Source organism: Enterococcus lactis, from assembly GCF_015751045.1.
Classification (GTDB): domain Bacteria; phylum Bacillota; class Bacilli; order Lactobacillales; family Enterococcaceae; genus Enterococcus_B; species Enterococcus_B lactis.
Window position 1 is genome coordinate 19,834 of the sequence record NZ_BNJW01000020.1, and the last position, 12,476, is coordinate 32,309.

General features: G+C 38.4%; 10 protein-coding genes. 1 reads left to right on the plus strand and 9 read right to left on the minus strand.

All coding sequences use genetic code 11. From position 1 onward, the window contains the following. Positions 1–281: 281 nt before the first annotated feature. The 4 genes from KFO35_RS10660 to KFO35_RS10675 all read right to left on the minus strand — a co-directional run bounded on the left by KFO35_RS10660 (position 282) and on the right by KFO35_RS10675 (position 5,680). On the minus strand, positions 282–1,130 hold the full coding sequence (locus KFO35_RS10660; RefSeq protein ID WP_002290869.1) for a MurR/RpiR family transcriptional regulator: 849 nt from the start codon (positions 1,128–1,130) through the stop codon (positions 282–284). A gap of 221 nt (positions 1,131–1,351) precedes the next feature. Next, a complete protein-coding gene (gene thrS / locus KFO35_RS10665) occupies positions 1,352–3,295 on the minus strand; it encodes a threonine--tRNA ligase (RefSeq protein ID WP_002290867.1) in 1,944 nt (647 codons plus the stop codon). 335 nt (positions 3,296–3,630) lie between these two features. Then, positions 3,631–3,810 (minus strand): 2-hydroxymuconate tautomerase, encoded by a 180-nt coding sequence (gene thmT / locus KFO35_RS10670; protein ID WP_002287649.1) that lies wholly within the window; start codon positions 3,808–3,810, stop codon positions 3,631–3,633. A gap of 46 nt (positions 3,811–3,856) precedes the next feature. Beyond that, a complete protein-coding gene (locus tag KFO35_RS10675; protein WP_002315274.1) occupies positions 3,857–5,680 on the minus strand; it encodes a heavy metal translocating P-type ATPase in 1,824 nt (607 codons plus the stop codon). Between the two features lie 277 nt (positions 5,681–5,957). Here KFO35_RS10675 and helD point away from each other — a divergent pair, with 277 nt between their 5' ends. Further along, complete coding sequence (helD, locus tag KFO35_RS10680) at positions 5,958–8,237, plus strand: RNA polymerase recycling motor HelD (protein WP_024635883.1); 2,280 nt, start codon at positions 5,958–5,960, stop codon at positions 8,235–8,237. Positions 8,238–8,319: 82 nt separating this feature from the next. Here the strand turns inward: helD and KFO35_RS10685 are convergent, their stop codons facing one another. From KFO35_RS10685 to rsfS, 5 genes are all read right to left on the minus strand, one after another. Further along, positions 8,320–8,967: a hypothetical protein gene (locus tag KFO35_RS10685; RefSeq protein ID WP_002290861.1), complete on the minus strand. Its 648-nt coding sequence runs from the start codon at positions 8,965–8,967 to the stop codon at positions 8,320–8,322. 178 nt (positions 8,968–9,145) lie between these two features. Next, positions 9,146–9,865 carry a YebC/PmpR family DNA-binding transcriptional regulator gene (locus KFO35_RS10690; RefSeq protein ID WP_024635881.1) on the minus strand — a complete coding sequence of 240 codons (720 nt, stop codon included), beginning with the start codon at positions 9,863–9,865 and terminating at the stop codon, positions 9,146–9,148. Positions 9,866–9,995: 130 nt separating this feature from the next. After that, a complete protein-coding gene (locus KFO35_RS10695) occupies positions 9,996–11,147 on the minus strand; it encodes a nucleotidyltransferase (RefSeq protein WP_002315277.1) in 1,152 nt (383 codons plus the stop codon). 219 nt (positions 11,148–11,366) lie between these two features. Next, positions 11,367–12,107, minus strand: a complete 741-nt coding sequence (locus tag KFO35_RS10700) for a class I SAM-dependent DNA methyltransferase (protein WP_002315278.1) — start codon at positions 12,105–12,107, stop codon at positions 11,367–11,369. A gap of 1 nt (position 12,108) precedes the next feature. Then, positions 12,109–12,468 (minus strand): ribosome silencing factor, encoded by a 360-nt coding sequence (gene rsfS / locus KFO35_RS10705; protein WP_079997869.1) that lies wholly within the window; start codon positions 12,466–12,468, stop codon positions 12,109–12,111. Positions 12,469–12,476: the final 8 nt, after the last annotated feature.

The following is a 12,476-nucleotide window of genomic DNA, read 5'->3' on the forward strand; positions in this document are numbered from 1 at the left end:
TTCATGCTTCATTGTACCCAAAAACTTCTTAATAAAAAAGAAAAAATGAGCGGAGCAAGAAATTCTTTACCTAATTTCAAGATAAAATCAACTTTTTGTTTCACAGCAAACCTCTGAAGTTGCATATCCAACTATTTTTTTCATTAAAAACTAAACTTATTTTTGAAAATTATGCTTTCTAAAGTCGTGAAACACTTTAATAGAACATTTCTTTGTGGAAAACTATAAGTTGTTATTCTAAAAAAACTTATATCAAAAATAGTAAGGTAAATTTAGTTTTTTTATTTTGAATCCATAAAATAGTCTTGGATTGCTTCTCTTGTTTTTTTCACTTTTTCACTAAGTGATTCGTTTTTAGCCATATAAAAATAAAAAATGATATCAATCGTAGCGAATTGGGCCAAAAGTGAATTGGTTGCCGCACTTCGATTGGTGATTTCTTTCGGTCTTGATGTTTGTACGAGTACATCGGCTATCTTGCTAAGTGGGTTATTTCCAAATTGCGTCAACGCAATGATCTCGATATTCATATTTTTTGCTAGCTCAGCTAATGCAACTACATCTGCGCTTCTCCCTGAGTTCGAAACAAGCCAAAGTACTTTCTTCTTCTCATTGCTGACAAGTTGTGGGAGCAAGACATGGATATCTTTTTCAAAAATGATTGGCTTACCGACACGAGACCATTTTTGCAGAATGTCTTCTACCACTAAAGAAGAGGCACCAACACCATATAAAAAAACAGACTCAGCCGATTCCAAACATTCTACGACTTTTTGGATCGTTTCTTCTTCCAGAATATCTACTGTTTCTTTTATCGCTACTTGCGCATTGTTCCCAAGTTTGTTTTTGATAGAGTAAAAGGACTCATTTGCTTCGATATCGCTAAATCCTTCATCGATTCCAGTCTGTAGTTCTGTTGAAATTGTGATTTTGAAGTCCGTCAAACTTTGAAACCCGATTTTTTTTGAAAAACGTACAACTGTCGGCGCACTCAAACCTGAAGCTTCCGCTAATTCATTAGCTGTCATTGTGGGGACCTTCTCAATATTTCCAATAATGTAGTTGGCCAACTTTTTTTCTGCTGAAGAATAATCTTCCATCATACTTTCAATACGACTAATTACGCTCATAAGTTCCTCCATCCTTTTAATAATCGTCTATGTAAGTATACCATATCAGTTCCTTGTTAACGGTCGTGTACTGGATAAAAAAACAAAAAAACAATCCGCACGATAGGATAGCTCATTCCATCAATCCCACAAATTCTATTGACCATCTGTGGGATTGTGGAATATCTGTTCTCTATTGTTTGGATTGTTTTTTATTTAGTGCTTTTTTATAGATGTTTTATCTATTTGTTTTCTCTGCTGTAATTTTTGACTTCTGCTTCCATAGCATCAATAAAGATATTCAAATCTTCTACAGCTGTTTCTTTGCTTCCGTAACGACGTACATTCACTGTTGCATCTTCCAATTCTTTATCACCGACAACTAATTGGTAAGGAATTTTTTGTGTTTGAGAGGCACGAATCTTATAGCCCATTTTTTCATTGCGGTCATCGACTTCTACACGTAAACCTTTCATTTGCAAGCGTTCTTTGATTTCATAAGCATAATCGCCATGTGCATCAACAGAAACAGGGATGATTGTCGCTTGTATTGGTGCTAGCCATGTTGGAAAAGCACCTTTGTATACTTCTGTCAAATAGGCGACAAAACGTTCCATCGTAGAAACGATTCCGCGGTGGATAACTACTGGACGATGTGTATTTTCCCCATCTTCTCCAACATATGTCAAATCAAAGCGTTCTGGCAATAAGAAGTCTAATTGTATAGTTGACAATGTTTCTTCTGTCCCAAGAGCTGTTTTGACTTGGACATCTAATTTTGGTCCGTAAAAGGCTGCTTCACCTTCTGCTTCAAAGTAATCTAGCTCTAATTCATCCATAGCAGCTTTCAGCATTGCTTGGGCTTTTTCCCACATTGCATCATCATCAAAATATTTATCTGTATTGTTTGGATCGCGGTAGCTTAAGCGGAAACGATAATCTGTAATATTGAAGTCAGCATATACTGCGACCATCAATTCAAGCGTACGCTTAAATTCATCTTTGATTTGGTCAGGACGAACAAATGTATGACCATCGTTCAACGTCATTTCTCGTACACGTTGTAAACCTGACAAAGCACCTGATTTTTCATAGCGGTGCATCATTCCTAATTCAGCGATACGAATTGGTAATTCACGGTAAGAATGGATGGCGTTTTTGTAGACCATCATGTGATGAGGGCAGTTCATTGGACGAAGAACAAGCATTTCGCCATCTCCCATATCCATTGGCGGGAACATGTCTTCTTGATAATGATCCCAGTGTCCAGATGTTTTGTACAACTCAACATCTCCCATGATCGGTGTATACACATGTTGGTAACCTAGACTAACTTCTTTGTCTACGATATAACGTTCGATCGTACGTCGGATTGTTGCCCCTTTTGGAAGCCAGAATGGCAAACCAGAACCAACTTCTGGAGAAACCATAAACAAGTCAAGTTCTTTCCCTAGTTTACGATGATCTCTTTCTTTTGCTTCTTCACGCAGACGGATATATTCTTTCAAAGCTTTTTTATCAAAAAAGGCTGTTCCGTAAACTCGTTGCATCATTTGATTGTTTGAGTTTCCACGCCAGTAAGCACCTGCCACTGATAATAATTTGAATACTTGTATACGACCAGTAGACGGAACATGTGGTCCACGGCACAAATCGATGAATTCACCTTGTTGATAGGCAGTAATCACTTCTTCTTCTGGCAATTCACTAATCAGTTCTACTTTGTACGGGTCACTTGCAAAAATTTCTAATGCTTCTTGTTTCGAAAGAACACGGCGTTCGATTGGCAGATTTTCTTTGACGATTTTCATCATCTCTGCTTCGATTGCGGGAAGATCTTCTGCAGTTACTTGATTTTGTCCATTGTCTGTATCATAGTAAAACCCTGAATCAATAGCTGGCCCAACACCAAAGTGGATATTTGGATAGAGGCGGCGCATTGCTTGAGCCATCAAATGAGCTGCTGAATGTCGGACTAATCCAAGTGCATCTTCATGGTCTGGTGTGACGATCTCAATACTTGCATCTTCCTCGATTGGACGAGTCAAATCAATAAGTTTGCCGTTCACTTTACCAGCTAAAGCTTTTTTTGCTAAGCTTTTTGAAATACTTTCAGCGATTGCCAATGTTGTTGTACCAGCCTCAAATTCTTTGACTGCACCATCTGGAAAAGTAATTTTTATCATAATAGTTTCCTCCTTGAAATGTTTTGATTGATCAGATCATCAAGCTGAAAAACAAAAAATCCTAGCATCTCTTGAAAAGAGATACTAGGACGAAAAGTTCGTGGTTCCACCTAATGTTCAAACGCACATGCGTTCCTCAAACGTTGTAACGGTCCGACCGCCCTTGCTTCAACAAGGGTTTCGAAAGTGGTCATCCTTTGGTTTTCTCCTGGAAAAGTTTCAGCCTAGCTTTTCCTCTCTTATCGAAGACTCTCAAATTCAGTTGGCTTTCTCATCAATCAATTATGTGTTTATTTAACCACTAATAAATAGAAAAATCAAGTGTGAAACCAAACTTATTTTTTCCATTCCCCATTTACACCGTATGTTCCTTTTTTCATCTCGTTGATGATAACATGGATGTGTTCTTTTGGTGCTTGCGTGTTTTTATGAACAGCTTCCGTGATATCTTTCATCATATTTTCTAATTGTTCCGGACTGCGACCTTCTACTAATTCGACATGTACGAATGGCATAATGTTCTCTCCTCTTTCTGATCGTTCTTTTTTCATCTCGATTCTATCATACTATGTTTGTCTTGGGTACTGAATCCGGAAAAATGGCTGGGTCTTTTTTTGCTCTCAGCGCACTCAGGATAGAGACCGTATCCACGACTTCTTGCAAAACAGCCCCGAATAACGCAGGAACCAGACCCGTACTTGCAATTAACATCAAAAAAATACAAATAAAGATGCCAATCAGTACAGATTGTTTCGCTATTCTCATCGTATCTTTTGAGATCACTACTGCTTTTGCTACACGTAAAAGATCATCTTTCAAGATGACCGCATCTGCACTTTCACTAGCAGCTGTAGAACCATGAGCGCCCATTGCAATGCCGATATCTGCAGCAGCAAGTGCTGGTGCGTCATTCACGCCGTCTCCTACCATCGCCACAGGTCGTTGATCTTTAGGGATACTTTCTAAAATAGTCAATTTGTCTTGAGGCAAGCAATGAGCATGTACAGAATCTAATTTGACTTCCTCTGCAATCGCTTGAGCAATGGCTGATCCATCTCCGGTAATCATCATCAAATTTTTCACACCAAGATTTCTTAGCTCTTTGATTGTCCTTGCTGCTTCTGAGCGAATCTGATCCGAAAATAGGATGGTTCCTGCAAAGGATTGATCAATGGCTACATAGATTGCTGTTTCAGAAGTCTCGATTTCTTCCACTGAAACAAAAGAAGCGCGTCCAATCTTTACGTCATGATTATTGACTACTGCTTGGATTCCTTGACCTGTCACTTCTTTCAGTTGACTAACAGGATACAGTTGGCTGTTTTTCACGTTGTTCACTAACGAACGAGCTAAGATATGGCTAGATTCCTGTTCTGCACTTGCTGCATACATAAGTAGCTCTTCTTTTTTCATTCCATTGACTGGTTGAATCGCCTCTACTTCTAATATTCCTTTGGTAAGCGTTCCTGTTTTATCAAAAGCAATCGTTTTTGTACGTGCGAGCTTTTCAATCGTTGTTCCAGTTTTAACAACAATCCCGTTTTTACTTGAACGGCTCATCCCAGCAACTAAAGCGATCGGCGCAGCTAAAATCAATGGACAAGGCGATGCTACGACCAATACTTCTGCAAAACGCAAAGGATCTTTTGAGAACCACCAAGAAATACCGCCAATCAAATATGCGATCAATGTAAAGGGAACCGCATAACGATCAGCTAAACGGACGAATCGGGCAGGTTTTTCTTTTGATTCTTCGACTAATTTAATGATCATTTGATATTGGCTATCTGCAGCGCGTTTTTCAGCAATCATTTGGATTGATCCGTCTCCATTTAAAGACCCAGACATGATCTGATCTCCAGGTTTCTTTGTTTCTGGACGAGACTCTCCTGTCAAAGAAGATTCATCGACTGATGATTCTCCTTTGATCACTCGACCATCAACTGGTACAAGCTCGCCAGGCTTGACTAGCAGCTGATCATCCACATTTATTTCATCAATTACTATATCCTGCCATCTTCCTTCTTTGAATCGATGGGCGATTCTTGGGGTGTTGTCTAATAAAGATTGCAATTCTTTACCTGCTCGTTTATTCGCGTAATCTTCTAGACTATCTCCACCTGTAAGCATGATCAATATCATCAAACTAGCCCAATATTCTTTGACGGCTAATGTTGCAAGGATTGCGGTAATCGCTAATATATCTACACCATATCTTCCTGAACGCAATGTTTTGATCATTTCCAAAAACATCAAGAAGGCGAGAATCCCTCCAGTAAATGCAACAATCATAAAAGCAAGTCCCGGCTGATGGAAAACAAATTCACTTAACAAAGCTACTCCGCCAATAAATAAAGTAAGTAAAAATTTTTTAAAATGTGTCATAGTTTCTTCTCCTCTTTTTTGTGACTTAGAGGTTAGTCATCCATCTTCAATTGCCTCTCTTTCTCTTAAGCTTAGTCCTTGCTTAACACTTTTTAAAACAATAGGCCTTAATTGAAAACAACTATCACTATCAGCGTTTCCAATAGTCGCCAGTCCGACAAACGAATCTATCGAGCAAAGAGGACTTTTTTCGATTCATCCGTTAAAAAGTACCTTTTTTCGAAAAACTGTGCTATACTTTTAATTCGTTATTTACGGCGGAAGGAGCAAACATGTGATGAATGAGAAACAACTAGAACAAACGCACGTGGATGAAACGATCGAACTAATCCAGATCGAACAAAATATGCTGGATACAAAACAACGAGAATTGACTCAAGAAATGAATCATTCGACAAAAGACACAGCTAATCACAAGATTCGAGCTGGTTCCAATGAAACTTTTTATGAATCTGCTGTTGAATATCGCCAACATGAGCAAGAATTGCTTTTAAAATATCATACTCTTGAGGCGCAGCAAAAACGCCTACAAACGTTGTCTGTTATGAAAGACAGTCCTTACTTTGCCCGTATCGATTTTAAAGAAGACCGTGAAACAGAAACATTGTATCTAGGTATCGCTTCTTTAAGAGATCTAGCAGAAGAAACAATTGTTATTGACTGGCGCGCACCAATTGCCAACCTTTATTATGAAGGTGAGATTGGTCCCGCATTTTATGAAACTGAAACAGATAGAATAGATGTCGATCTGCAGTTGAAACGACAATTTAAAATCCAAGAAGGACGTATTTTATCTATGGTAGATACGTCGGAAGTAATCAACGATGACTTTTTGCTAGAGATATTGGACGAAGCATCAAGCAACCATATGAAAAATATCGTCTCTACGATACAAAAAGCACAAAATGCAATCATTCGGGACACAACAAGTAAAGTGATGCTGATTGAAGGAATCGCCGGAAGCGGAAAAACGTCTGCTCTGCTTCAACGTATTGCTTTTCTGTTGTATCATAATCGCAAATGGCTAGAGGCAGAAAACGTGCTTCTATTTTCACCAAACCATTTGTTTTCTGATTATATCTCGACTGTATTGCCTTCATTAGGTGAAAGCGGTGTGCCTACACAAACATTCAAAAATTATATTTCACAGCTGTTGCCAGAGTTTTCTTTATTAGACGAACAGCAACAAGAAAGTGGTTTTTTGCTAGGCGAAAAAGATCCGATACAAGTGATGAAAAGCGGATTGACCTTAGTGGATCAGATTGATCGCTATATCCAAAGCATCACAAGCTACGGTCCCTTGTTCCGTGATATGAAAATAAATGGCCGTACGATCCTATCAAAGGAATCGATTCGCCAATGGTATAAAGAAACAAATGAACAACTTCCCTTGCATCACAGACTCTCTCTATTACAAACAAAACTACTGAAAAAATTAGGCGGTCTGCAAAAAGATGAAACACGTCAGCAATGGGTCAAAGATCTCGCGGAAGAGCAGCTCCAAGAACTATACGCAACAGATCCTAATCTTGAATATACAGAACAAAAGGAGCGTTCCTTACGTAAAAAACTGGCTAACCAAATCGTACGTAAACGATTCCGTCGAATTCATCGAGGAATCATGAATTATCAATTTGTCAATATAACGAAACAATATCTCCACTTTTTACAAACTGTGCCACTTTCTCTTCTGACACGGCATAAAATCAGCGAGACCAGATGGCAAGAACATTTAGCAACTATTCGTACACATTTGCGTCAAAGAGAGTTGCCCCAAGAGGATGCTGTCCTATTCTTTTTACTGATGCGCCGAACGTATCCGGTGACGGTCACACACAAAGCTCGCTATATCTTTATTGATGAAATGCAGGATTTCGCACCATCACAAGTCGCATTGTTGCAAGCCTTGTTCCCAAAAGCAAATTTGACTTTCTGTGGAGATCTAAATCAAAATGTCTTTGGAAATGAAACAATCGTGGGATCATTGGAAGAACTTTTCGTGGACCGTGAAGTCACCCGTTTCCAATTAACGACAAGCTATCGTTCCACAAAAGAAATCACTGATTTTGCTAATCACTTTATTGCAAAAGAACATCAAGTAGAGACTACAGCAAGAAAAGGCGATTTGCCTTTGCTCATCCAAGGAACAACTGATGATGTCAAACTGAATTGGTTAGCAGATACCATTCGAACGACTCAGGGAAAAGCCCGGTATTGGCGTACAGCAATCATTGCTAAAACCCAAGAAGAATGCGAGACTCTTTATGCTCAACTGCCAGACGAGTTGAAACAACAAGTCCAGCTGATTTTAAATGAGAGTGATTTTATGAAGCGTTCCATTATTTTACTTCCGGCCTTTTTAGCAAAAGGTCTGGAGTTTGACCGAGTTTTCTTGTGGGATGTAGATGCAGATCATTTTTCTTCTCAACAAGACAAATTGATCCTTTACACCATGTGTACACGTGCGATGCATGAATTGACACTTTTTACCTCCAATAATGAAAGTCCTTTGTTAAACAATATGGATATTTCATCTTATGAGAAAAAAGTATTGTAACTAAAAAGACAACTGCTATCGTTAATGTTAGCAGTTGTCTTTTTAGTTACAGTAATAATTGCAGAAAAAGTAATTCTATCATTTATTCTATATATAAATCCAAATCTGTTTCAGGATATTTTAATTTGACAAGCGAAATAATCATTTTCAGTTCTTCCATGTTTTCTGGATATTCTGGGTCAAATACCTTACTATGACGTCCAATACCGCCATTGTCGATCAATCGGTAAATTCGGTTCCATTCAATGAACTGATCGATTGATTGGAAATTGCTGATTGGATACCCCCCACAATCCAAAATTTCTGATACACGAAATGCTAGGTATGCACTATCGACCACTTTATTTTTTTTCGTATCTATCTTCTCATTTCTTTCGATGAGAATTTTTTCAGGATGATGCTTTAAGCTCCACTCCAATAGTAGAAAGAAAGCCTCCATCCGATACTCTTCTTCAAATAACCGAAAGGCTGAATCAGAACGACGAAAAAGCAGCGGAATCAAATATTTTTGTCTATAAATCAGCATTGGTGCGCGGTCCACCATACACTCTAAATAACGGTTCAGATACCCTGTACCGACATAGTTTCCTAATCGATAGCCTTCAACGCCGAATCTTGCGTATTTTTGCGCTAATTTTGAACAATCAGTTACGTTCACTGCTAACTCTTCTACTTTGCGGTAACCGCTTAAGATACGTTCAAAAGGTTCTAAAGTGATTTTTGCTTCCATATTCTTCCCCGTCCATCTTCCACATACTTCATATCATTTCATATGATACTTATGCTCTCATCATACCACAGGTTGAATTAGAATAGAAAATAAATCACACAAAAAAACAAGACAATCTGTTAGTGAGATTGTCCTGCTTTTTGAAAAAGACTGAATGCTTTTCGTTAAAACTGATTGCTTAGTCTTCTAATGCCACATTATGGAACACATGCTGTACATCTTCTAGATCTTCTAGCGCATCAATCATTTTTTCAAATGTTTCTTGGTCTTCTGAAGATAATGTAACTTCGGTTTGAGGAATCATTTGGATCTCAGCAATTGAAAAATCAGTGATTCCTTTTTCTTTTAATGCTTCTTGGATACTATGGAAATCCGCTACTTCACCGTAAACGATGATTTGTCCATCTTCTTCTATCACATCACGAACGTCGATGTCTTTTTCCATTAGATATTCAAGGATCTCATCAGCGTCTTCTCCTGCAAATGCAAAGATCGCTGTATTGTCAAACATATAAGAAACCGCTCCAGAAACACCCATGTTCCCGCCATTTTTCCCAAATGCTGCTCGTACGTCTGCTGCTGTTCGATTCACATTGTTTGTCAATGTATCAACGATCACCATTGAGCCGCTTGGTCCAAATCCTTCATAACGTAATTCAGAGTATGTTTCATCTCCTGCACCTTTTGCTTTTTCGATTGCTCGGTCAATAATATGTTTTGGTACATTATAAGTTTTAGCGCGATCAATGACGAAACGTAGTTTTTGGTTTGCATGCGGATCAGGATCACCTGATTTTGCTGCCGCGTAGATTTCAATCCCAAATTTTGCATAAATCCGGCTATTATTAGCATCTTTAGCAGTTTTCTTTGCTACGATATTTGCCCATTTACGTCCCATATTTTCACTTCGCTTTCTGATTTGATAGTTTCATAACGCAAAAACGTCCTGTTCCATTATACTTGTGAATCACGATTCTGTGAAGCTTTTTTTCTTTCTTCCTTCATTCTTCTCATTTTCAGTCAAAGGTCTATACTTGGATTGGGATTTGTCCGAAATTCTGTTCTGGAATATTGCCTCCCAATTGATAGATTTGATCACTTCTAACTAACAGTTCCGCTTCTTGTGCCTCTTTTTTTCCGATTCGGGAATAAATAGAAATCTCTTTTTTTTCTTTTAAGAATCTTCTTCCAGCATCGGTAAATCCAAGTAGTCGAAGATAATTTTTATTTTGTTGGATAGGAATCTCTTGCTTTTTGATATTCAGCAAGACATAACAAGATAATCGTTGGATCCGCGTCCATGTATATCTCTTTGTTTTTACTTTTGATACAAAATCTGCAAAACCGTTAGCTGTTGCAGCTGCTGTCTTCATGCGAGTTTCTATTCCTTCGGTCATCTGATAGATATCTGTCAATTCCATCAAAGTAGAAGATAACAACCGATAACGCAAATACGGCCAATAGGATTCCCAAGTCTGTAACGAACAAGTGGAAAGATCTTCTTCTGTCTGAAATGGCACAAGTCCAGCGATCCTTTTTCCTTCTTCTAACGCATGGCGAATGGCTGTTGCACTGGCTATTGTTTGATCTTTGATTGTTTTTTCATGATAGCCTGCACTTTTACGCTGGATCGGATGTAACTCCATAGGGTGGATATACTTAGCATTTTCTTTTGCATAACTTAATCCTAAAATATGATTGGGTGAAGAAAAATCAAGCGCAATATCGGGATACAGACTGCGAAAAACTGCAGTCATTTTTTGCGGATAACTATACGTTTGATCAGACAGTTCGTGAAAAGACTCTTCTATCTTATCTTGATTCTGTTGAACAAATCGGCCGAAACTACCATAGTCAAACGAGGTCTCTTCTTCTGTTCCAAAACACAAACTGTCACAGTCCAATGCTTGCAAGATTTTCACTGCACCTTTAGCGAAATAATCAGCTGACTGAACCGCCCATTCGACAGGAAGCTCTACTACTAAATCCACACCATTTTGCAAAGCTTCATTCGCACGATGCCATTTATCGATGATAGCCGGTTCGCCTCGTTGCAAAAAATTCCCGCTCATTACAGCAATGACGACCTCTGCTCCTGTTGTTTTTCGTGCCATTTCAGCATGATAGCGATGTCCATTGTGAAATGGATTGTACTCTACGATAATCCCGCAGCTTTTCATGTCCGTCCTCCTTCATAGTTTATCGATAAAAAAACACTAGAGACAAGTAAGGAAAAGTCAAAAATCAGAAAAAATACCCGAACTATATAAACTATTCTCGCAAACACAATACTTCTGCGAAGAAAAGCTGCACCGCAAGAGCAATGCCTATATCGTTCGGATATATAATTTATGTTGAAGATTTATTCTTTTTCTTGTTAACTCGAGCAGGCAAAATTGCTAGTCTTTGTATGCTACGAAGAACCAGCGCTTTGATTTCTCTGATGCTGCTTCGTCTGTAAAATCAGAAAATGCTTCGACTTTCGAAAACCCACTGTTTTCCAGCATTCTTAAATAGCTTTCCAATGGATAGGTACGCTCTTCATGTAGTTCATCTTCACGGATAAATCGCCCAGATCCTTCTGGTTCCTCAACGAAAAAAGTCAAAAAATGTTCGATGCTGTGTTTCTCACTTCCTGGATAGCTATCCCATAAAAAAGCAAAATTATCCCCTTGATAATGATAGCTATATTCTGGAAAAACCTCGTCTACTTGATAGGTGGAGTGCACGTCAAATAAAAATCGGCCATTTTCTTCTAACGCTTGATAGACTTCATCAAAAACTTGCTGTACCTCTTGTCTATTTTTCATGTAGCACAACGAATCAGAAAAACAAGTAATTGCTTGATATTGACCGATTTCTGATAAATCGAGCATATTGCCTTCTACAAATTGGATCGATGCGTCTTCTTCATATGCTCGCTGGCTTGCGATCATCAACATCTCTTCTGAAAGGTCTAACCCTGTCACTTCATATCCATCTTTTGCAAAGGCAACCGCTAATGCTCCAGTACCGCACGCCAGTTCCAAAATATTTTTTGTGTCTTCTTGCAAATGACGTTTCGAAAAAGCTAACCACTGCTGGTAAAGCATTTCGTCCATCACTTCATCGTAAATGAAAGCAAATGTTTCATAAGCCATGTTAATCCAACCATTCATTAAGATCGACTAACGGCGCATCTGACCATAGTTTTTCCAAATTATAGAAGCTTCGTTCTGGCGCATGGAAAACATGTACGATCAAATCTCCAAGGTCGATCAATACCCATTTTCCGCCTTCTTTTCCTTCAATACGTTTTACTTCATATTTGTTTTCTTCTTCTTTATCAATGATTTCTTCTGTAATTGCGTTGATTTGACGTTCACTATTTGCTGAACAGATCATAAAATAATCTGCTAACAAGGAAACATTTCGAACGTCTAAAGCGATAATGTCTTCTGCCCGTTTTGAATCTGCTGCTTTAACCGCAATTTTTAATTGTTCTTTACTATCTATGATGATTTCCTCCT

What these genes read in the sequence shown, in the direction of transcription:
- KFO35_RS10660 (WP_002290869.1), bottom strand. Translation starts at nt 1,130, where the DNA reads ATGAGCGTAATTAGTCGTATTGAAAGTATGATGGAAGATTATTCTTCA.
- thrS (WP_002290867.1), bottom strand. Translation starts at nt 3,295, where the DNA reads ATGATAAAAATTACTTTTCCAGATGGTGCAGTCAAAGAATTTGAGGCT.
- thmT (WP_002287649.1), bottom strand. Translation starts at nt 3,810, where the DNA reads ATGCCATTCGTACATGTCGAATTAGTAGAAGGTCGCAGTCCGGAACAA.
- KFO35_RS10675 (WP_002315274.1), bottom strand. Translation starts at nt 5,680, where the DNA reads ATGACACATTTTAAAAAATTTTTACTTACTTTATTTATTGGCGGAGTA.
- helD (WP_024635883.1), top strand. Translation starts at nt 5,958, where the DNA reads ATGAATGAGAAACAACTAGAACAAACGCACGTGGATGAAACGATCGAA.
- KFO35_RS10685 (WP_002290861.1), bottom strand. Translation starts at nt 8,967, where the DNA reads ATGGAAGCAAAAATCACTTTAGAACCTTTTGAACGTATCTTAAGCGGT.
- KFO35_RS10690 (WP_024635881.1), bottom strand. Translation starts at nt 9,865, where the DNA reads ATGGGACGTAAATGGGCAAATATCGTAGCAAAGAAAACTGCTAAAGAT.
- KFO35_RS10695 (WP_002315277.1), bottom strand. Translation starts at nt 11,147, where the DNA reads ATGAAAAGCTGCGGGATTATCGTAGAGTACAATCCATTTCACAATGGA.
- KFO35_RS10700 (WP_002315278.1), bottom strand. Translation starts at nt 12,107, where the DNA reads ATGGCTTATGAAACATTTGCTTTCATTTACGATGAAGTGATGGACGAA.